Annotated in this window: 16 protein-coding genes; 4 read left to right on the top strand and 12 right to left on the bottom strand. The window is 70.4% G+C overall.

Going from position 1 to position 21,246, the window contains the following annotated elements; all coding sequences use genetic code 11:
• Nucleotides 1-11 precede the first annotated feature (11 nt).
• Nucleotides 12-1,151 carry a Fic family protein gene (locus ACWY4P_RS12320; protein ID WP_456210575.1) on the bottom strand — a complete coding sequence of 380 codons (1,140 nt, stop codon included), beginning with the start codon at nucleotides 1,149-1,151 and terminating at the stop codon, nucleotides 12-14.
• Between the two features lie 154 nt (nucleotides 1,152-1,305).
• Here ACWY4P_RS12320 and ACWY4P_RS12315 point away from each other — a divergent pair, with 154 nt between their 5' ends.
• Together ACWY4P_RS12315 and ACWY4P_RS12310 are read left to right on the top strand one after the other, a co-directional pair.
• Nucleotides 1,306-2,154, top strand: coding sequence for a helix-turn-helix domain-containing protein (locus ACWY4P_RS12315; RefSeq protein WP_456210574.1), 849 nt, complete (start codon nucleotides 1,306-1,308; stop codon nucleotides 2,152-2,154).
• Nucleotides 2,151-2,360 carry a DUF397 domain-containing protein gene (locus ACWY4P_RS12310; RefSeq protein ID WP_456210573.1) on the top strand — a complete coding sequence of 70 codons (210 nt, stop codon included), beginning with the start codon at nucleotides 2,151-2,153 and terminating at the stop codon, nucleotides 2,358-2,360. The genes ACWY4P_RS12315 and ACWY4P_RS12310 overlap by 4 nt, the downstream gene beginning before the upstream one ends.
• A gap of 13 nt (nucleotides 2,361-2,373) precedes the next feature.
• Here ACWY4P_RS12310 and ACWY4P_RS12305 read toward each other — a convergent pair whose 3' ends face one another.
• Entirely contained in the window at nucleotides 2,374-3,477 is a 1,104-nt protein-coding gene (locus tag ACWY4P_RS12305) for an ADP-ribosylglycohydrolase family protein (protein ID WP_456210572.1), read from the bottom strand.
• A 221-nt stretch (nucleotides 3,478-3,698) separates the two neighbouring features.
• Here ACWY4P_RS12305 and ACWY4P_RS12300 point away from each other — a divergent pair, with 221 nt between their 5' ends.
• On the top strand, nucleotides 3,699-4,832 hold the full coding sequence (locus ACWY4P_RS12300; protein ID WP_456212899.1) for a glycerate kinase: 1,134 nt from the start codon (nucleotides 3,699-3,701) through the stop codon (nucleotides 4,830-4,832).
• Nucleotides 4,833-4,927: 95 nt separating this feature from the next.
• Here the strand turns inward: ACWY4P_RS12300 and pssA are convergent, their stop codons facing one another.
• The 8 genes from pssA to ACWY4P_RS12260 form a co-directional block, all read right to left on the bottom strand.
• On the bottom strand, nucleotides 4,928-5,803 hold the full coding sequence (pssA, locus tag ACWY4P_RS12295) for a CDP-diacylglycerol--serine O-phosphatidyltransferase (protein WP_456210571.1): 876 nt from the start codon (nucleotides 5,801-5,803) through the stop codon (nucleotides 4,928-4,930).
• The gene (locus tag ACWY4P_RS12290) at nucleotides 5,790-6,446 is read right to left on the bottom strand and encodes a phosphatidylserine decarboxylase (RefSeq protein ID WP_456210570.1); all 657 of its coding nucleotides are present in this window, start codon (nucleotides 6,444-6,446) and stop codon (nucleotides 5,790-5,792) included. Before ACWY4P_RS12290 ends, pssA begins: the two co-directional genes overlap by 14 nt.
• Before the next feature lie 181 nt (nucleotides 6,447-6,627).
• The gene (locus ACWY4P_RS12285; protein ID WP_456210569.1) at nucleotides 6,628-7,848 is read right to left on the bottom strand and encodes an acyl-CoA dehydrogenase family protein; all 1,221 of its coding nucleotides are present in this window, start codon (nucleotides 7,846-7,848) and stop codon (nucleotides 6,628-6,630) included.
• A 1-nt stretch (nucleotide 7,849) separates the two neighbouring features.
• A complete protein-coding gene (locus ACWY4P_RS12280; protein ID WP_456212898.1) occupies nucleotides 7,850-8,356 on the bottom strand; it encodes a MaoC family dehydratase in 507 nt (168 codons plus the stop codon).
• A gap of 5 nt (nucleotides 8,357-8,361) precedes the next feature.
• Nucleotides 8,362-9,336, bottom strand: coding sequence for an HpcH/HpaI aldolase/citrate lyase family protein (locus ACWY4P_RS12275; RefSeq protein WP_456210568.1), 975 nt, complete (start codon nucleotides 9,334-9,336; stop codon nucleotides 8,362-8,364).
• On the bottom strand, nucleotides 9,333-11,369 hold the full coding sequence (locus ACWY4P_RS12270; protein ID WP_456210567.1) for a protein meaA: 2,037 nt from the start codon (nucleotides 11,367-11,369) through the stop codon (nucleotides 9,333-9,335). Before ACWY4P_RS12270 ends, ACWY4P_RS12275 begins: the two co-directional genes overlap by 4 nt.
• On the bottom strand, nucleotides 11,366-12,730 hold the full coding sequence (gene ccrA / locus ACWY4P_RS12265) for a crotonyl-CoA carboxylase/reductase (protein WP_456210566.1): 1,365 nt from the start codon (nucleotides 12,728-12,730) through the stop codon (nucleotides 11,366-11,368). The genes ACWY4P_RS12270 and ccrA overlap by 4 nt, the downstream gene beginning before the upstream one ends.
• 378 nt (nucleotides 12,731-13,108) lie before the next feature.
• Nucleotides 13,109-15,970, bottom strand: a complete 2,862-nt coding sequence (locus ACWY4P_RS12260) for a glycosyl hydrolase family 95 catalytic domain-containing protein (RefSeq protein WP_456210565.1) — start codon at nucleotides 15,968-15,970, stop codon at nucleotides 13,109-13,111.
• A gap of 163 nt (nucleotides 15,971-16,133) precedes the next feature.
• Here ACWY4P_RS12260 and ACWY4P_RS12255 point away from each other — a divergent pair, with 163 nt between their 5' ends.
• The gene (locus tag ACWY4P_RS12255; protein ID WP_456210564.1) at nucleotides 16,134-17,993 is read left to right on the top strand and encodes a glycoside hydrolase family 97 catalytic domain-containing protein; all 1,860 of its coding nucleotides are present in this window, start codon (nucleotides 16,134-16,136) and stop codon (nucleotides 17,991-17,993) included.
• A gap of 90 nt (nucleotides 17,994-18,083) precedes the next feature.
• Here ACWY4P_RS12255 and ACWY4P_RS12250 read toward each other — a convergent pair whose 3' ends face one another.
• Nucleotides 18,084-18,908 (bottom strand): TetR family transcriptional regulator, encoded by an 825-nt coding sequence (locus ACWY4P_RS12250; RefSeq protein WP_456210563.1) that lies wholly within the window; start codon nucleotides 18,906-18,908, stop codon nucleotides 18,084-18,086.
• 118 nt (nucleotides 18,909-19,026) lie between these two features.
• The gene (locus ACWY4P_RS12245; protein ID WP_456212897.1) at nucleotides 19,027-20,766 is read right to left on the bottom strand and encodes a 3-hydroxyacyl-CoA dehydrogenase family protein; all 1,740 of its coding nucleotides are present in this window, start codon (nucleotides 20,764-20,766) and stop codon (nucleotides 19,027-19,029) included.
• Nucleotides 20,767-21,246: the final 480 nt, after the last annotated feature.

Below are 21,246 nucleotides of genomic sequence, written 5' to 3'. Positions count from 1 at the left end.
AACGCGCTGGACTATGCGGCGTACGGGTCGACGATGGTGTGCCGGCGCTGGGCGGTGGTCAGCACGTTCCGTGGGAAGCGGGGTCCTGCGACGTAATGTCGGCCCTTTGTCTGTCCGATGGCGGTCAGCAGCTCGGCCTTCGTCAGGGCCTGCAAGTCCCGCGTCGCTTGCTGGGTGTTGAGCCCTTCGGCCTTCTCATGTCGAGAACGCCGCACCCGGCCCACCATGGCCACCTCGTGCAGAGCGGTCACCTGCCGTTCCGTGATCCCGTACTCCTCGGCCGCCTCCATGAGCTGCGTCCAGCAGTCGTTGGACCGGTCGACGCGGCGCCGCACCCGCTGGGCCTGCTGGTGGTAGGCGAGGAGGTTGAACTTGATCCACGGCAGGGTCTCCCGCTGCGGTGACCAGACGGGGCCACCGACCGTGCGCAACACCTTGTAGTACTCCCACGTGTTGCCCGGCATGCCCAGCCACTCCTCGATGGAGGAGAACTCGGGGGCGAGAACCCCGCCACGGGCGATCAGGAGGGTCTGCAGGGAACGTGACATCCGGCCGTTGCCGTTGGACCACGGGTGGATCTTCACGAGGTTCAGGTGCGCCATCGCGGCGCGGATGAGGAAGTGCTGGTCGAGGTCGCCCTCGTTGAGCCAGTCGACCAGTTCGCTCATCAAACCGGGGACCAGCTCTTGGTCCGGGCCTTCGTAGTCCGTGGCGAGCTCATCGCCGGGAGCGGTGATGCGGATGGCCGATTTGCGCCACTGGCCCGCGGTTTTCCGCGGGTGATGGTGGCCCTGGAGTATCCAGTGGAGGCTGTTGAGGAGTTCTTTGCTGTACCGGAAGTCGGCGACGTCGTGCAGGGACTGGATGAACGTCATGGCCCGCTGGTAGGCCAGCGTCTCCGCCTTGTTCTCGTCGCTGACGTCGACCTCGCGCTCGCCGTCCATGAGGTCGGCGACGTCCCGGACGTCGACCCGGTAGCCCTCGATCGTGTTCGACGCCGCGATCGCGCTGGCGGTGAGTGCTTTGCGCAGGTCGAGCGTCCACTTCGTGGGCACCTGCTGCACGGCGTGCCGCAACTGGTCGCGCATGTTGTCGACCTCGTCCAGGACCTTGTGGTCCATGGGGTCGAGGTGGGGTGTCTGATACAGCACGGCGCCATGATACCTCGCTCCTATCATTCACTCGTCAGGGTGATGTTCCGGGCCCGTGGCTCTCCCTGTGGCTGACGCGCCCTACGCTGGCCGAAATCCAGTCCTGCACGCTGGGTGACTGCCCAGGTGCGTATGGCGAGGGGGTGGGCTGCCGGTGGCGGACCCAACGGACGAGGACGCGGGCGACGGTGCGGTGGATCTGTTCCGCGCGCTGGGGCGGCAGATCAAGGTGTTGCGGGAACGGGCCGGACTCACGCAGAGACAGCTGGGGGAGCAGCTCGGGTACGCGGAGGAGACCATCTCGGCGGTCGAACGGGGACGGCGGATCCCGCAGCCGGAGTTGCTGGACGCGGTGGACGATCTGCTGGGTGCGGATGGGGTGTTGAAGGCCGCGAAGGAGGACGTCGAGCGGGCCAAGGCGAAGGCGCGGGTTCGCCATCCAACGTGGTTCAAGGACTACGCGCGGCTGGAGCGTGAGGCAGAGGGCATCGACTTCTTCAGTACGGTCACGGTGCCCGGGCTGCTTCAGACGGAGCACTACGCGCGCGTCACCTTCTCCGTACGGCAGCCGCTTCTCGACGATGAGACCATCGAGCAACGTGTCACCGCCCGGCTGCATCGACAGGAAGTGCTGGCCGGCTGGCCCTCACCACGTGTCACTGCCGTGATCGACGAATCCGTTCTCCGGAGGGAGATCGGCGGCCGGGAGGTTCAACGCGGCCAGTTGGAACACCTGCTCAAAGTGGGATGCCTGCGCAGCACCACGCTCCAGATCCTGCCGCTCGATTGCGAGGAGTACGCAGGTGTCGACGGCCCGTTCATCCTCCTCCACCCCAAAGGGAAGCCTCAGGTTGGCTATTTGGAGGTGCAAGGCGTCAGCCGCCTCATCACTGACCCGGCAGATGTCCGTATCCTGGCCGCGCGATACGGAAGCATCCGAGGACAGGCCCTCACTCCGCGCGAGTCACTTGGCCTGATCGAGAAACTGCTGGGGGAACGATGAACATTGAGGCGCCAGCGTCTGACATCTCCGCCGCGCTTGCCTGGGCCAAGAGCAGCTACAGCGGGGGTGAGGGCGGCGAGTGCGTCGAGGTCGCCGTGACCGAGCACATAGTCCGGGTCCGGGACTCCAAGGACGTGTCGCGGCCGCACCTCGCCGTCGGGCACACCGACTGGGCGCGGTTCGTCCGGTACGTGGCGCGCGGCTGAACCCCGGCTCGGTTCAGCCCGCGAGCGGCCGGGCGGTGGGCCGCAGGGCCCCCGCCATCGCCAGCCGGTGCGTACGCGTCGCCAGGTCGCTGATCCGGGCCCCGTCGAAGCCGAACACCGCGCTGCGCACCCGGTCCCGCAGCGGCTCGGTCCACTGCGGCGGGATCGCCGCCGCGCCGCACAGCACGCCCGCGACCGATCCGGCGGTCGCGCCGTTGGAGTCGGTGTCCAGGCCGCCGCGCACGGTGAGGGTGATGGTCGAGGTGAAGTCGCCCTCGCCGTAGAGCAGCCCGGCCGTGATGACGGCCGCGTTGGGCACGGCGTGGATCCAGTGCAGCCCGCTCGTCTCCCGCTCCAGCTGGTCCAGCGCGTCCGGTCGGCTCACCCCCGCCTCGTACAGGGCGGCGGCCCTGCGGACCGTACGGGCCAGGCGGCAGCGCGGCGGGATGCGGTCCAGGGCGGCCTCGATCGCGTCGCGCGGGCCGTCGGCCGTGAAGGCGGCGGCGATCAGCGCGGCCGCCCACATCGCGGCGTACACGCCGTTGCCGGTGTGCGACAGCACGGCGTCGCGCCGGGCCATCGCGGCGGCGGCGCGCGGGTCGCCGGGGTTTGCCCAGCCGTGGATGTCGGCGCGGATCAGGGCGCCGATCCACTCCTGGTAGGGGTTGTCGAGGGTGGCGGTGAGCGGTGGCTTCACCCCGGCGGCGAGATTGCGGTAGGCGACCCGCTCGGCGGTGAAGGTCTGGAGATACGGCAGGCGCAGCAGCCACAGGTCGCCGACCTGCTCGGTGGTGAAGTCGAAGCCGTGGGTCTCCAGGAGGTGCAGCCCCAGCAGGGTGTAGTCCACGTCGTCGTCCCGGCAGCTGCCGTGGATCCGGCCCCGGACGCACTCCTGCCACTCCGGGCGCAGCTCGAACTCCACCGGGTCGGGCCGGGGCTCCAGCGCGGGGAAGTAGTCGGTCAGCGGCAGGGCGTCCGCGCGGCGCAGATAGCGGTCGATCCGCTCGCGGGTCCAGTGGTTGCCGCGCTCCACGGGCTTGCCGAGCATGTTTCCGGCGATACGGCCGAGCCAGCCGCCGAGGATCTTGTCCGCGAGTGCGCTCCCGCCATGGGTCATGTTGTCAGGTGTACCTGAGCCGACGCCGGGCCGCAGGCCGACACCATCGCGCCTGGCAGACCGTCCGGATAGGGTCGCTGCGGGGTGGGCGGATCGGCTGGGGGCGAGAGCGAGGGGTTACCACCGTGGCGGATGCTGCGCAGACAGAGGCACACGCGGAGACACAGGCACACGCCGCGACACAGGCGCGGGCCGGGATACGGCCGGGGGCGCCGGCGCGGGTGTTGATCGCCGCGGACAAGTTCAAGGGCTCGCTGACGGCCGTGCAGGTCGCCGCGCATGTGACGGCCGGGCTGCGGCGCGGGGCGCCGGGCGGGGCCGGGGCGGTGAGCGTCGAGGCGCTGCCCGTCGCCGACGGTGGCGACGGGACGGTGGACGCGGCCGTCGCGGCCGGGTTCGAGCGGCGTACGGCGCGGGTGACCGGGCCGCTGGGCGAGCCGGTGACCGCGGCGTACGCGCTGCGCGGCGAGGTGGCGGTGGTCGAGATGGCCGAGGCGTCCGGGCTGCGCCATCTGCCGGAGGGGTTGTTCGCGCCGCTGGCCGCGACCACGTACGGCAGCGGGGAGCTGCTGCGCGCGGCGCTGGACGCGGGCGCCCGTACCGTCGTCTTCGGCGTCGGCGGCAGCGCGACCACCGACGGTGGCGCGGGCATGCTGGCCGCGCTGGGCGCCCGGCTGCTGGACGCCGCGGGCGAGCCGGTCGAACACGGGGGTGGTCCGCTGCGGCATCTCGCCACGGCGGACCTGAGCGGTCTGGACCCGCGATTGGCGGACACCGAGATCGTCCTGGCCAGCGATGTCGACAATCCGCTGACCGGGCCGAAGGGCGCGGCGGCGGTGTACGGCCCGCAGAAGGGCGCGACCGAGTCCGATGTCGTGGTCCTGGACTCCGCGCTCGCCCACTACGCGGAGGTCCTGGAGCGGTCCGTGGGGCCGCGGGCCGCGGAGTGCGCGCAGGCGCCCGGCGCGGGCGCGGCGGGCGGCATCGGCTATGGCGCGCTCGTCGGCCTCGGCGCGGCCTTCCGCCCCGGCATCGACGTCATGCTCGACGTCCTCGGCTTCGCGCCCGCGCTGGAACGCGCCGACCTGGTGATCACCGGCGAGGGCTCGCTGGACGAGCAGACCCTGCACGGTAAGGCCCCGGCGGGCGTGGCGGCCGCGGCGCGGGCGCGCGGCGTCGAGGTGGTCGCGGTCTGTGGCCGTCTCGCACTGTCCCCGGAGGCGCTGGCCGACGCGGGCATCAGCCGGGCCTACCCGCTGACCGCCCTGGAGCCGGACCCCGCCCGCTGCATCGCCGAGGCGGGCCCCCTCCTGGAACGCGCGGCGGAACAGCTCGCGGCGGATTTCCTCGCCTGAGCACGTTCTGCCTGGAACGCCTGCCGGGCACGAAACGGGGCGAGCCCGAGCGATTCGCTCGGGCCCACCCCGTTTCCGTCTGCCTGATCACTGCGCTACGGCAGCTGCGCCGTCCTCGCCTCGCGGCGGTTGTCGCGGAAGGTGTTGACCCGGCGGGCCATGGCGAAGAGGGGGATCACCGCGCCGAGGACCAGCTGCAGGGCGCAGGCGGTCTGGAGCAGCAGCTCGCCGCCGGGGGCCTCGAAGGCCCAGGCCGCCAGGAGGGCCATGCTGGTGACGATCCAGCTCAGCATGGCGACCGCGAGCCGGCCCCGGGGCTTGGGGTACTCCACCCGGCTCACCATCAGCCAGGCGACGCCGACGATCGCCAGCAGCGTGGGGACGAACGGCAGGCCCAGCAGTACGACCGACACCACGGTCAGCGCGCCGAAGGGGCTCGGCATGCCCTGGAAGACGCCGTGGGGCATGGTCACGCAGGAGAATCTCGCCAGCCGTAGTACCACCGCCAGCAGCACCACGATCGCGGCGACCGCCGACACCCGCTGGTACGCGTCGTCGGCGACCATGCCCCACACCACCACGAAGTACGCGGGGGCGAGCCCGAAGCTGATCAGGTCGGAGAGGTTGTCCAGCTCCGCGCCCATCGCCGAGCTGCGCAGCTTGCGCGCGACGAGCCCGTCGAACAGGTCGAAGACGGAGGCGAGGAGCATCAGCATCACCGCGGAGGCGGCGCTGTGCCGGGTCATGCCGCCGTCCTCGCTGCCCGTCAGGTGCGGGATGAGGACGCCGGTGGTGGTGAAGTACACCGCCAGGAAGCCACAGGTCGCGTTTCCGAGGGTGAGCGTGTCCGCTATCGACAGGCGCGTCGACAGCGGCATGTCGTCCGTCTCGTCCATGTCTTCGTCGGCCCCGCCCACCTCGGCCTCGGGGACCCAGGTGGCGGCCTGTGTTTCGGGATCAGTGACGGTCAAGGCGAGTCACCCCCGCTGTGGTGGCCTGGCCGACCTCGACCGCGACGTCGACGCCCTTGGGGAGGTAGATGTCGACGCGCGAACCGAAGCGGATCAGGCCGATCCGCTCGCCCTGCTCCACCTTGGTGCCCTGGGGCACGTACGGCACGATGCGCCGGGCCACGGCCCCGGCGATCTGCACCATCTCGATGTCGCCGAGCTCGGTGTCGAAGTGCCAGACGACCCGCTCGTTGTTCTCGCTCTCCTTGTTGAACGCGGGGACGAAGCCGCCGGGGATGTGCTCGACGGACGTCACGGTGCCGGCCAGCGGGGCGCGGTTGACATGGACGTTCAGCGGGCTCATGAAGATGGCGACGCGGGTGCGCCCGTCCTTCCACGGCATGATGCTCTGCACCACGCCGTCGGCCGGAGAGATGACCCGGCCCTGAGTGATCTCTCGCTCGGGGTCGCGGAAGAACCACAGCATGCCCGCCGCGAGAGCGGTGGCGGGCACGGCGACTGCCGCCCAGCGTCCGGAGCGGCGGGCGCGAGTGAGGCTGACCGCCGCGGTGGCGACGGTCGGGAGGAGCCACGGCGACGCTCCGCGCGCGAGGCGTACGCCGGCCAGGCTGTCGCGTGGTGCAGAGGATTGGCTGTGGGGCATGGATGACCTTCGTAGCGGAGGGTGCCGCAACATAACACTGGGGACGGCGGCTTTCCGGGATCGTATCGGTTGCGAGCGGTAACTGGGCAAGCGCCAGGGCCTGTCGATGGCTGAAGTCTCCCCGGCTTGGTGTGATCTTCTTCTCGCGGCTACCACCGCAATACCATGCCAAAAGGTACATTCAGCCGTGGATACGGTACTCCTCCAGCAGTCGTCGTCCGATAATCATTTTCTGGATCTCAGCGGTGCCTTCGCCGATGAGAAGCATCGGGGCTTCACGGTACAGGCGCTCGATCTCGTACTCCTTGGAGAAGCCGTAGCCGCCATGGATGCGGAAGGCGTCCTCCACGACCTCCTTGCAGTACTCGGAGGCCAGGTATTTGGCCATCCCCGCCTCCAGGTCATTGCGCCGGCCCGAGTCCTTCTTACGGGCCGCGTTCACCATCATCGCATGAGCCGCCTCGACCTTTGTGGCCATTTCTGCCAGTTTGAACTGGATGGCCTGATGTTGCGCGATGGGTTTGCCGAAGGTGTGCCGCTGCTGTGCGTATGCAACGCCGAGCTCGAAGGCGCGGCGCGCCACGCCGCAGCCACGGGCGGCCACATTGACCCGCCCGACCTCCACTCCGTCCATCATTTGGTAAAAACCCCGGCCGGTCGTGCCGCCGAGGACGCGATCCGCCGGAATGCGCAGTCCGTCCATGATGAGCTCGGTGGTGTCGACGCCCTTGTAGCCCATCTTCTCGATCTTGCCGGGGATGGTGAGCCCGGGCCGGACCTCGCCGAAGCCCGGCTCCTTCTCCACCAGGAAGGTGGTCATGGACTTGTGCGGGGGCAGCTCGCCGTCCGCCGAGCCCGCCGCGCCCGTTTCGTCGGTGCGGCACAGCACCGCCACCACCGTGGAGGTGCCGCCGTTGGTCAGCCACATCTTCTGCCCGGTGAGCAGATAGTCATCGCCGTCCCGGACGCCCTTGGTGGTGATCGCGGACACATCCGAGCCCAGGCCCGGCTCCGACATCGAGAAGGCGCCGCGGATCTCGCCCAGCGCCATCTTGGGCAGGAAGTACTCCCTCTGCTCCTGTGTGCCGTGCTGCTTGAGCATGTACGCGACGATGAAGTGGGTGTTGATGATGCCGGACACGCTCATCCAGCCACGGGCGATCTCCTCCACGCACAGCGCGTAGGTCAGCAGCGACTCGCCGAGCCCCCCGTACTCCTCGGGGATCATCAGCCCGAAGACGCCGAGCTCCTTGAGGCCCTCGACGATCTGGGCCGGGTACTCGTCGCGGTGCTCCAGCTCGGTGGCGACCGGCAGGATCTCTTTGTCGACGAAGTCCCTGATGGTCGCCAGGATCTCCTGCTGGACGTCCGTCAGGCCGTCGGTCTGCGCGAGGCGGCTCATCTCAGTCCTCTCCCAGCTGGGGCCGGCCGGGCTGCTCGCCGCCCCGCTCCTTGATGTACGTCGCCGTCGGCACCATCACCTTGCGCCGGAAGACGCAGACGAGGGTGCCGTCCTGCTTGTAGCCCTTGGTCTCCACATGGACCACGCCCCGGTCGGGCTTGGACTTCGACGGGGTCTTGCCGAGCACCGTGGTCTCGCCGTAGATCGTGTCGCCGTGGAAGGTGGGCGCGACGTGCCGCAGCGACTCGATCTCCAGATTGGCGATGGCCTTGCCGGAGACGTCCGGCACGGACATGCCCAGCAGCAGCGAGTAGATGTAGTTCCCGACCACCACGTTCTTGCCGAAGTCGGTCGTCTTCTCGGCGTAGTGGGCGTCCAGGTGGAGCGGGTGGTGGTTCATGGTGAGCAGACAGAAGAGGTGGTCGTCGTACTCGGTGACGGTCTTCCCCGGCCAGTGCCGGTAGACATCGCCCACTGTGAACTCCTCATACGTGCGGCCGAACTGCATGGCGCTCACGCCTCCGGGGCTTCGAAGCGGGACGTACGGGCCATGCCGGCGGCCCGGCCCTTGCCGGCGATCACCAGCGCCATCTTGCGGCTGGCCTCGTCGATCATCTCGTCGCCGAGCATCGCCGAGCCCTTCTTGCCGCCCGCCTCGGACGTGTAGTACTCGTACGCGTCCAGGATCAGCTCGGCGTGGTCGTAGTCCTCCTGTGAGGGCGAGAAGACCTCGTTGGCGGCCTCGACCTGGCCCGGGTGCAGCACCCACTTGCCGTCGAAGCCGAGCGCGGCGGCGCGGCCGGCCACCTCGCGGAAGCCGTCGACGTTCTTGATCTGGAGATACGGTCCGTCGATCGCCTGGAGGTCGTTGGCGCGGGCGGCCATCAGGATCTTCATGAGGATGTAGTGGTAGGCGTCGGCCGGGTAGCCGGGCGGCTGCTCGCCCACGACCAGCGACTTCATATTGATCGACGCCATGAAATCGGCCGGGCCGAAGATGATCGTCTCGATGCGCGGGGAGGCCTGCGCGATCGCGTTGACATTGTTCAGGCCCTGGGCGTTCTCGATCTGCGCCTCGATGCCGATCCGGCCGACCTCGAACCCCATCGTCTTCTCGATCTGTGTCAGCAGCAGGTCGAGCGCGACGACCTGCTGGGCGCTCTGCACCTTCGGCAGCATGATGCAGTCGAGGTTCGGGCCCGCGCCCTCCACCACCGTCACGACGTCGCGATACGTCCACTCGGTCGTCCAGTCGTTGACGCGCACGACCCGCGTCTTGCCCGTCCAGTCGCCCTCATTGAGGTACTTGACGATGGTGTGCCGCGCCTCGGGCTTGGCCAGCGGCGCGCACGCGTCCTCCAGATCCAGGAAGACCTGGTCGGCGGCCAGGCCCTGCGCCTTCTCCAGGAAGCGGGGGTTGCTGCCGGGCACGGCGAGGCACGAGCGGCGCGGACGCAAGCGGTTCACAGAGGGAAGGGGCGCGGTCATACGGGGACCTCCAGGGGGGCGAGCTGGTTCGCGGTGCGGATCTCGTCGACGATACGACCGATGATCTCTGTGATACCGAAGTCCTTCGGGGTGAAGACGGCAGCCACTCCGGCCTCGCGCAGCGCCAGGGCGTCCGCGGCCGGGATGATCCCGCCGACGATCACCGGGATGTCGCTCGCCCCGGCCGCGCGCAGCCGGGCCAGCACATCCGGCACCAGCTCGGTGTGCGAGCCGGAGAGTATGGACAGGCCGACGCAGTGCACGTCCTCGGCGACGGCCGCCGACACGATCTGCTCGGGGGTGAGCCTGATCCCCTGGTAGATCACCTCGAAGCCGGCGTCCCGGGCCCGTACGGCGATCTGCTCGGCGCCGTTGCTGTGCCCGTCCAGGCCGGGCTTGCCGACCAGCAGCCGCAGCTTGCCGACGCCGAGGTCGGCGGCGGTCGCGGCGGTCCTGGCGCGGACGGCGGCGAGCGGGGTGCCCTCCTCGGCGGCGACCGCCACGGGCGCGCCGCCGACCCCGGTCGGGGCGCGGAACTCGCCGAACACATCCCGCAGCGCCCAGGCCCACTCGCCCGTGGTGACGCCCGCGCGGGCGCACTCCAGGGTCGCGGCCATGAGGTTGTCGCTGCCCGCGGCGGCTTTCTTGAGCGCGGCCAGGGAGTCCCGGGCCCGGCTCTCCTGACGCCGGTCGCGCCAGGCGCCCAGCGCCTGGACCACCCGCGCCTCGTTCGCCGGGTCCACCGTCATGATCGCGGTGTCCAGGTCGGCGGTGAGCGGATTGGGCTCGGTGGACTCGTAGCAGTTGACGCCGACGATCTTGTCCTCGCCCGCCTCGATGCGCGCCCTGCGCTCGGCGTGCGAGGCGACCAGCTGCGCCTTGAGATAGCCGGACTCGACGGCGGCCATGGCCCCGCCCATCTCCTGGATCCGGTCGATCTCGGCCATGGCGGCCTCGGTCAGCGCGTCGACCTCGGCCTCGATGACGTGCGAGCCGGCGAAGATGTCGTCGTACTCCAGCAGGTCGCTCTCGTGGGCGAGGACCTGCTGGATGCGCAGCGACCACTGCTGGTCCCAGGGGCGCGGCAGCCCCAGGGCCTCGTTCCAGGCCGGGAGCTGTACGGCGCGGGCGCGGGCGTCCTTGGAGAGGGTGACCGCCAGCATCTCCAGCACGATGCGCTGGATGTTGTTCTCCGGCTGGGCCTCGGTCAGCCCCAGCGAGTTGACCTGGACGCCGTAGCGGAAGCGGCGGTGCTTGGGGTCCTGGACGCCGTAGCGCTCCAGGGTGATCCGGTCCCAGATGCGGCCGAAGGCGCGCATCTTGCACATCTCCTCGATGAACCGGACGCCCGCGTTCACGAAGAAGGAGATACGGGCCACCACATCGCCGAAGCGCTCCTGCGGCACCTGCCCGGAGGCCCGTACGGCGTCCAGCACGGCGATCGCGGTCGACATCGCGTAGGCGATCTCCTGCACCGGGGTGGCCCCGGCCTCCTGGAGGTGGTAGCTGCAGATGTTGATCGGGTTCCACCTGGGGATGGCCCTGACCGTGTACGCGATCATGTCGGTGGTCAGCCGCAGGCTCGGCCCGGGCGGGAAGACATGCGTCCCGCGCGACAGGTACTCCTTGACGATGTCGTTCTGCGTGGTGCCCTGGAGCGCGGCCACGTCCGCGCCCTGCTCCTCCGCGACCACCTGGTACAGCGCCAGCAGCCACATGGCGGTGGCGTTGATGGTCATGGAGGTGTTCATCCGCTCCAGGGGGATGTCCTGGAACAGCAGCCGCATGTCACCGAGGTGGCAGACCGGGACGCCGACCCGGCCCACCTCGCCGCGGGCCAGGATGTGGTCGGGGTCGTAGCCGGTCTGGGTCGGCAGGTCGAAGGCGACGGACAGGCCGGTCTGGCCCTTGGCGAGGTTGCGCCGGTACAGCTCGTTGGACGCCTCGGCGGAGGAGTGGCCGGCGTACGTCCGCATCAGCCAGGGCCGGTCCTTTTCCCTCCGCTTTTCGCTCCGTTCTTCGCGGGCCGTCATGCGGCGCCCCGGAAGATGTTGATGGCGTCGATGTGGCGCTCGCGCAGCTCCGGGTCGCGCACGCCCAGGCCCTCCTGGGGGGCGAGGCACAGGACGCCCACCTTGCCCTGGTGGACGTTCCGGTGCACGTCGTGGGCGGCCTGGCCGGTGTCCTCCAGGGAGTAGACCTTGGAGAGGGTGGGGTGGATCCTGCCCTTGGCGATCAGGCGGTTGGCCTCCCAGGCCTCGCGGTAGTTGGCGAAGTGGGAGCCGAGGATGCGCTTGAGCGACATCCACAGGTAGCGGTTGTCGTACTCGTGGGTGTAGCCGGACGTAGACGCGCAGGTGACGATGGTGCCGCCCTTGCGGGTGACGTAGACCGAGGCGCCGAAGGTCTCCCGGCCCGGGTGCTCGAAGACGATGTCCACGTCCTCGCCGCCGGTCAGCTCGCGGATGCGCTTGCCGAAGCGCTTCCACTCCCTCGGGTCCTGGGTGTGCTCGTCCTTCCAGAAGCGGTAGTCCTCGGCGCTGCGGTCGATGATCGCCTCGGCGCCCATGGCCCGGCAGATCTCGGCCTTGCGGGGCGAGGAGACCACGCAGATCGGGGTGGCGCCGCCGGCGAGGGCGAACTGGGTGGCGTAGCTGCCGAGGCCGCCGCTGGCGCCCCAGATCAGGACGTTGTCGCCCTGCTTCATCCCGGCGCCGTTGCGGGAGACCAGCTGCCGGTACGCGGTCGAGTTGACCAGGCCGGGGGCGGCCGCCTCCTCCCAGCTCAGGTGCCTGGGCTTGGGCATGAGCTGGTTGGACTTGACCAGGGCGAGCTCGGCGAGACCGCCGAAGTTGGTCTCGAAGCCCCAGATCCGCTGCTCGGGGTCGAGCATGGTGTCGTTGTGGCCGTCCGCGGACTCCAGCTCGACGGAGAGGCAGTGCGCGACGACCTCGTCGCCCGGCCGCCAGATGTTCACGCCCGGGCCGGTGCGCAGCACGACGCCCGCGAGGTCGGAGCCGATGATGTGGTACGGCAGGTCGTGCCGCTTGGCGAGCGGGGAGAGCTTGCCGTACCGCTCCAGGAAGCCGAAGGTGGGCAGCGGCTCGAAGATCGAGGTCCACACGGAGTTGTAGTTCACCGAGCTGGCCATGACGGCCACCAGAGCCTCGCCGGGGCCGAGTTCGGGCACCGGCACCTCGTCCACGTGCAGTGACTTGCGGGGATCCTTCTCCTTGGTGGTCTGGCCGGCGAACATCTCGGCCTCGTCCTTGTGCACGGTCACCGCGCGGTACGACTCGGGGACGGGCAGGGCCGCGAAGTCCGCGGGCCCCAGCGCGGGGGAGCCGTGGTCGGTCGCTGTCGACGCCAGGATCGCGTCCAGGATTTCGTTCATCGGTGCCTCCGGCGAAGCGTCGGGGGACGCTTGAGGGAACGCTGGGCTCATTGACGGTTGCTGCTGGTGCCGTCGGTTCGGCGGAGGTGCTGCTGAGCGGCGCGCGGGTAGCGCGGAGGGTGCCTGGTGACGCAGGCGGTCCGGGCGCGCAAAGCGGTTCGCGGGGACAGTCGGCGCGCCAAGTTTTTCCTGCGCGTCGTCCACCCGGACAACTTCACGGTATGGCACCCTGTGCCAGGTCGCAAGACACTGCGTGCCAACAAATTCTCTCAGTTGTCATCTTGAGGGCACACATGAGCGGCAACGGCCGCCCCGGAAGGGACGGCCGTTGCGTTCGGTGTGTGATTGTGTGCGAACAGGTATCCGCTCTTCGCGCTGTCAGCCGGTTTTCTCCAGGGTGAGCGCGAAGATGTGCGCCCTCGCGGTCCCCGACGGGGCGCCCAGGGTGACGGTGGACAGTTCCTTGGCCGGGTCGAGCTCCACCTTCTGGTGGAAGATCGCCGCCTTGGTGCCCAGCGGGCCGGTGCGGGTGTGGATCTGGCTGGTGCGCACCGCCTCCGTCTCGCCGTACTTCGGGCCCGACAGCCAGGCCGTGAGCCGGACGTCCACCTTCGCGGTCGAGCCGTCCGCGTAACCGATCTCGGCGGGCACCGTCACATCCGCCGTGTCGCCGGAGCCCAGCACATGCAGCTTCACGTACGAGCCCGCCGGGACGGAGATCTTCTGGCCGGCCGCGACGACGTTGTTGTTGGAGCCCTCGCTGCCGTTGGTGAACGAGAAGGTGATCCCGTCGTCCTCCGTCTGCCCGGTCTGCGGCAGCTGGACCATCGGATACGTCCGCCCGGTGCCGTCGAAGTCGCCGTCCCCGTAGTACATCTCGGTGGTGATGGCGTCGTTGTCGAAGTGGCCGACCAGATCCACCTGGGTGGCCGCGCCCGTCTCCGGCAGCGCCGGCAGCCCCCAGCGCTCGGCGGGTACGGTGACCTTCACGGGCGCGATCTCGAAGTCAGGCCGCGACCCCGCCGGGTACACCACCGCCTCCTCGTCCCGGTCCAGCTCCAGCTCGATCACGCCGTCGGACACCTCGCGCCACTTCGGGGCGGGCCCGCCGACCCCGGCCACCGTCACCCGCCCGGCGATCGAGTGCCGGACCCGGCACGGCTCCCCGGCCAGGCTGCGCACCCGCACCCACCGCGTCGTACCGCCCTTGCGCACCCCGCTGACCAGGAACGCGCCCTGGGTGCGGAAGTCGTGCAGGGCGACATCCCGCCACTCGCCCGGCACGCCCGGGAAGAAGCGGATGGTGTCGCCCCAGCTCTGGCAGAGCATGTCGTGGATGGACTGCGCGCCCGACAGCGGGGTCTCGATCACCGGGCCCGCCTCGTAGTAGTGCGTGTTGGGCTGGATGAACCGCGCCACCAGCTCGCGCAGATACTTCAGCGCGTCGTCGCCCCGGCCCATCTGGGTGGAGATCGAGGCCGCGCCCGAGAAGCTGTAGCCGCGCAGCGCGCCCTCGAAGCTGATCCAGTGGTCCAGGGAGCGCTCGATCAGGTCGCGGCTCTCCTTCTGGTCCCAGTTGACCAGGTAGAGGGGGTAGACGGAGAGCATGTGGGAGTAGTGGCGGTGCGACTTCGCGAACGGCACCCCGGTGCCGATCATGAAGCCGTTCTCGTCCACCGGGTAGTCCACCAGCTTGTCCAGCACCTCGCGCCACTTCGGCGCCAGCTCGTCGTCCTTGCCCAGCAGCTCGACGGTCTCCAGCAGGGTCGTACAGCTCCAGCGCAGCAGCGCCAGGTCGTAGTTGCAGTCCGGGGCCGACCCGTACTCGGGGGAGAAGGTCTTCGGCAGATGCAGCCTGCCGTCCGGCTGCTCCTGGAGAAAGTGCAGGTAGTAGTTGGTGGAGCGGCGCAGCAGCGGGTAGAGCACATCCTCCAGCAGGCCCCGGTCCATGGAGTGCCGGTAGGTCAGCCAGACGTTGTGCAGCGCCCACGGCAGATTGCCGACCTCCGCGTCGCCGACGCCCGGGACCGGCATCGAGCCGTTGTCCTCGCACTGCGCGTCCGTGGAGCGGCGCAGCCCGGCCGAGTCGGCCCGGTACTCGGGCCCCAGCGCCTTGATGAGGACATCGGTGTTCTCGGTGAGGGTGCGCGGGATCGCGTCGAGCTCCAGGTGGTTGGAGCCGTGGACCGGCCAGTACTCCAGCTGCACATTGAGGTTCCACCACACCCCGGGCCAGGGGGTGGGCTCCACCCAGGGGCCGGTGGTGGCCATGACGGGGGCGTGCTCACGGGCCGCGCAGGCCAGCTTGTAGAGCTGGATCCAGTAGAAGCTCTGCAGCATGCCGTCGGGTACGGAGATGAAGCTCTTGCGGTAGAAGCGGTGCCACCAGTCGCGGTGGGAGCGCAGCAGGCTGGAGACGGGCAGCGCCGACGCCTTGCGGACGGTGGTCCGGGCCCGGCCCTCCGCGTCCGTGCCGGGGAAGGAGTGGGCGACCGCCAGGTAGTACGTGCGCTCCCGGCCCTTGCCGCGCTCCTTGTGCACGCTGGCCGTCTGCCCGCCCGGGACCAGCGACTGGACGGTGATGCCAAGACCGTCCTCGGTGCGGCTGACCGGGGCCGGGTTCGGCTCGAAGCCCGCCGGCGGGTTCTCGCGGACGATGCGCGGGCTGACCGCGGGGGAGGGGCGGTACTCCCAGCGGAAGCCCTCCTCGCCCGCGCTCGCCTCCACGGTGGCCAGCAGCATCGTCCGGTCGTTGTGCACCAGGGCGCGCAGCTTCAGCGTGCCCTTGTCGGTCGTGATCGTGCCGCTCGCCTCGGCGTTCCACAGGTCCAGGCGCAGATCGACGCCGGTGATGGCGCCGACCGGGTGCAGCAGCAGATTGCCGACCGGCAGCCGTGCCACGCCCCAGTCGCTGCCGCCCTGGTCGGGGCGGTGGTCCTGGGACTCGCTGTGGTGGACCGTGAACCGCAGGGCGTTCTCGCCCGGCTCCTGGTAGACGATCGAGCCGAACAGCCCGTTGCCGAGGAAGGGCCCCTCGTACCAGGTGCGCGGCATCCGCTTCCAGAGCAGGTCCTGCCCGGCCAGGAACCGTTCCCACTCCCTGTCGGTCCGCATGCCCCGCAGGGCCACGGGCTGCTGCGCCGCCGCCGAGGCCGGCTCGGCGAGGGTGGCCCCCGCCGTCGTCCCGGCGGCGGCGCCGGCCGCCACCCGGCCCAGGAATCCACGTCTGCTGACTGCCATTTTCTTTCAGCTCCGTCCCAAGAGACGTCCAGATTGTTCGGCAGATTGATCCGATGATTTGGCTAGACGGGAGCGTAGGTAGGGGCTAATGATGCGTCAAGACACCTGATAGGTCAGATGTATCGGGCCGCACACCTAGAGCCGACCCCATCGGGAGGGAACGTTGCGCGTCATACGATCCAGGGTCACCAGAGCCGCCGCGGCCATCGCCTGCGCCGCGGCCGTCCTCGTGCCACTGACAGGCGAGGGGGCTGCGGCGAACGCCAAAGCCGATGACCGCAGCTGGCGGCTGACCGGGCAGGGCCAGGTCAGCGGGCAGCTGACGCTGACCCGCGAGGGCGGGCTCACCCTGTCCGCCCAGGACGGCCGCACCACCGTCCTGCGCCCCTCCGCGCTCGGCATCCGCACCGCCGACGCCGACTTCAGCGCCGGGCTGCGCTACGAAGGCCGCAGCGACAAGCGGATCCACGAGACGTACACGACCACCACCGGCCGCCGCACCCACCACACCTCCGACGCCTCCGAGTCCACCTTCACCTTCCGCAAGCAGGGACAGACCCTGAAGGTCGTCTTCCGGGTCTCCGCCGACGGGCTGGCCTACCGCTACGTGCTGCCCGGCAAGGGCACGGTCACCGTGCTCGGCGAGACCACCGAGTTCGCCGTCCCGCCGACCGCGGACTCCTTCCTGCTGCCGTACGACAACGGCCGCCAGGACTACGAGTCCGCCCACGACCACACCACCGTCGCCGACGCGAAGGCCGGCGACTACGGCTACCCGTCGCTCTTCCACGTCGGCGACAGCTGGCTGCTCGTCGAGGAAGCCGACCTCAACAGCTCCTACGGCGGCTCCCGCCTCACCCTCGACGCCGCCACCGACCGCTTCAAGCTGACCCTCCCCGACCCCGCCGAGGTCAGCTCCCCCGGCCTCACCACGCCCTGGCGCACCCTGGTCATCGGCGACCTGGCCACCGTCACCGAGAGCGACCTGCCCACCGACCTCGCCGCGCCCTCCAAGGTCGCCGACACCTCATGGATCAAGCCGGGCAAGGCCGCGTGGTCCTGGTGGTCCGACGGGCAGAGCCCGACCAGCCTCGCCGCCCAGAAGAAGTTCGTCGACTTCGCCGCCCGGGAGGGCTGGAGTTACGTCCTCGTCGACTCCGGCTGGAGCAACGACTGGATGCCCGAGCTGACCGCCTACGCCAAGGAGAAGGGCGTCGGCGTCTGGCTGTGGGCCCGCTGGCAGACCATCGACGCGCAGAGCGAGCGCGACCGGCTGATGCCGCTGTGGAAGTCCTGGGGCGTGGTCGGGCTGAAGATCGACTTCCTGGAGTCCGACGGGCAGGACCGGATGCGCTGGTACGACGCGGTCTTCAAGGACAGCGCGAAGTACCAGTTCATGCTGAACTTCCACGGCGCCACCATCCCGCGCGGCCAGGAGCGCACCTGGCCCCAGCTGATGAGCACCGAAGCGGTCAAGGGCGCCGAGGGCACCCGCCCCAAGCCCGGCCGCGAACCCTTCCCGGCCGCGCACTACACCACGCTGCCCTTCACCCGGAACCTCATCGGCTCCATGGACTTCACGCCCGTCACCTTCACCGGGGTGCGGCCCACCAGCGACGCGGCGGAGCTCGCGCTGTCCGTGGTGTACGAGTCGGGCGTGCAGCACTTCGCCGACAGCGTCGAGTCGTACGACAGCAAGCCGCTCGCCCGGACGTTCCTGCGGTCCGTGCCCACGGTGTGGGACGAGACCGAGCTGGTCGACGGGGCCCCCGGCGACCGCGCGGTGTTCGCCCGCCGGTCCGGCGACGACTGGTACCTCGGCGCGATCACCTCGGGCGACGCGCGCACACTGGACGAGCGCCTGAGCTTCCTGGGCGCCGGCAAGTGGCGCGCCGAGCTCTACAAGGACGGCGCGGACGGCCAGATCGTCACCGAGACCCGCGAGGTGACGGCCGACTCCCGGCTCTCGGTCGCCGTCCCGAAGAACGGCGGCTTCGCGGTCCGCTTCACGCCGGCCGGCTAGCGGGGGGTTCTTCCCTCAGTCCGCCCCTCCCCTCCCCGGCGGCAGATCGGGAGGGGAGGGGCGGGCGGGGGAGACAACCAGCGATGGGGGCTACCGCTTCAGGGCCCGCTCGATCGTCCGCATCACCTCGTCCAGCGGGGCGTCCGTCCGCGCGACCATCACCATCACGTCCTCCTCCTCGCCCTTGGCCGACACCGTGGCCGCCGGGCGCCCGGCGACGGGGCGGGCGGCGCCGATGCCCGTGCCGAAGGTCTGGCGGACGATGTCGAAGGCGTGGTCCAGCTGCCCCTCCACATCGCCCACACCGCCCGCGCGCAGCCAGCGCCGCAGGACGTGGTTGTGCGCCGTCACCACGGCGGAGGCGGCGACCTCCGCGAGCAGCGGGTCGTCGTCGCCGTCGTGGTGGGCGCCCTCGTCGAAGTGGCCCAGCAGATAGCGGGTGAAGAGCCGCTCGTAGCGGGCCACCGAGGCGATCTCGCGCTCGCGCAGGGCGGGCACCTCGCGGGTCAGGCGGTAGCGCTCCACGGAGACCGCGGGGGAGGCGGCGTACATCCGCATGACCTCCTTGATCCCCCGGCACACCGTGTCCAGCGGGTGCTCGTGCGGCGGCGCCGCGTCCAGCACGTCCCCGGCCCGCACCAGCGTGTCGTCGTGGTCCGGGAAGATCGCCTCTTCCTTGGAGCGGAAGTGGCGGAAGAAGGTGCGGCGGGCGACCCCCGCTCTCGCCGCGATCTCGTCGACCGTCGTCGCCTCATAGCCCTGGGTGGCGAACAACTCCATGGCCGATGCCGCCAGTTTGCGGCGCATGGTCAGGCGCTGCGCGGTGGCCCGGCGGGTGCCGGTGCCCGCGCTGCCGGTGGAGGAGTTCGAGCGGTTCGTACGCGGCGTACGGGTGGCCTTCAGAGGCTGGGACATGGGGGGAACGTACTGCATTTTCCGGGGGGATGCGCCCTGGACCCCGCATGCCTCGGAGTGCTCGTGCGGGGGCGGACCTGGAGCGGGCTCCAGCAGTCCGCCCCAGCCCGCCCGCTCCTCAGGCCTTCGCATACTCGCGGAAGCCGCGCCCCGTCTTCCGCCCCAGGCACCCCGCCGCGACCAGGTGTTCCAGCAGCGGCGCGGGCGCCAGGCCGGGCTCGCGGAACTCTCGGTGCAGCACCTTCTCGATGGCCAGGGACACATCCAGGCCCACGACGTCCAGCAGCTCGAAGGGGCCCATCGGATAGCCGCCGCCGAGCTTCATCGCGGCGTCGATGGCGTCCGGCGAGGCGTAGTGCTCCTGGACCATCTTCACCGCGTTGTTGAGATACGGGAACAGCAGGGCGTTGACGATGAAGCCGGCCCGGTCGCCGCAGTCCACCGGGTGTTTGCGCACGGCCCGGCACACCGCGTGCGCGGTGGCCCGCACGTCGTCCGCGGTGAGGACCGTACGCACCACCTCGACCAGCTTCATCGCGGGCGCCGGGTTGAAGAAGTGCAGGCCGATCACGTCCTGTGGGCGCGAGGTCGCGCGGGCGCAGGCGATCACCGGCAGTGAGGAGGTGGTGGTGGCCAGCACCGTGCCCGGCCGGCAGACCTTGTCCAGCGTCGCGAACAGCTGCTGCTTGACGGCCAGGTCCTCCGCGACCGCCTCGACCGCCAGGTCCACATCCGTGAAGGCGTCCAGCGACCCGGCGGGGACGATCCGGGCCAGCGTCTCGTCGCGGGCCTGCTCGGTCAGCCGGCCCTTGGTCACCGACCGCGCCAGGGACCGGGCGATCCTGGCCTTGGCCGCCTCCGCCTTCTCCGGGGTGCGGGCGGCCAGGACGACCTCGTGGCCCGCCTTGGCGAAGACCTCGGCGATCCCGCTCGCCATGGTGCCCGAACCCGCGACCCCCACCGCGCGGACCGGGCGCGCGGCGGCCGGGGCCCGGCCGGCGGGGTCCGGGGTCAGCGCGTCCGGGACCGCCACGCCGCTGCCCGGCGCCTCGTACGTGTAGAAGCCGCGGCCCGCCTTGCGGCCGGTCAGCCCGGCCTCGGCGAGCTGGCCCAGGATGGGCGCGGGCGCGTGCAGCCGGTCGCCGGAGGCGGCGTACATCGCCTCGAGGACGGTACGGGCCGTGTCGATGCCGACCAGGTCCAGCAGCGCCAGCGGCCCCATCGGCAGGCCGCAGCCCAGCCGCATCGCGGCGTCGATGTCCTCGCGCGCGGCGTACTTCGCCTCGTACATCGCGGCGGCCTGGTTGAGATACCCGAACAGCAGCCCGTCGGCGACGAACCCCGGCCGGTCGCCGAGCGCCACCGGCTCCTTGCCCAGCTCGCGGGCGAGCGCGGTGACCGCCGCGACGGCCGCCGGGGCGGTCAGCACGCTGGAGACGACCTCGACGAGCTTCATGGCGGGCGCGGGATTGAAGAAGTGCAGGCCGAGGACGCGCTCCGGGCGGGCGGAGTCGGCCGCCAGCCGGGTCACGGACAGCGCGTTGGTGCCGGTCGCCAGGATGGTGTCGGGCCGGACGACGGCATCCAGCGCGGTGAAGACCTCGTGCTTGATGTCATAGCTCTCCGGCACCACCTCGATCACCAGGTCGGCGTCGGCCGCGGCCCGCAGATCGGTGCAGACGCGGAAGCGGGCCAGGGCCTCCTGTCGCTCCCGCTCGGTCATCCGCTCGCGGCGTACGGCGCGGGCGGTGGCGGTCTCCAGCGCGGCGACGGCCCGGCGGGCGGCGCTCTCGCTGATGTCGACGCCGACCACCTCGCGGCCCGCCCGGGCCAGCAGTTCGGCGATTCCGGTGCCCATTGTGCCGAGCCCGATGACGGCGACAGTAGTGAGCGGGGCCCCGGAGGGGGAGATATCTGGGGAGGGCGTACGGCTGGGCGTACGGCCAGAGGGACGGCCGGAGGGACGGCCGGCGTCGTTGGTCGGAAGACGGTCCATCGCGGACTCCAGAGGGTGTTCCCCGGAAGTGGGGATGACGTGACGACTGAGAGGAGCTTTCGGTCATGCGCGGAGGGCTGACACGAAACTCCGGCGGAAGGGCTTGCACGCTCCCTGACGGACAGCGCCACACGGAGGAAACTGCCCGTGGGAGACACACGGCCGGCCCTGTCCCGGGGCCACGCCGTACACATCTGCACTGCCGAACCGACTTCACACGGCGGCTGCGTCACCAGGCCGCCAGAGCAGGGGTGCTGCTCGTGTCGCCAGTTTAACTGGCGGGTAACCAAGACGCCAGAGCTCATTTCGTGACCCGCGCGCCGGGGCGCCGGTCACCGGGGA

The organism is Streptomyces sp. LZ34, assembly GCF_053890475.1.
Note: the sequence above shows the minus strand (reverse complement) of the source record. Positions and strands in the feature narration are given on the sequence as shown.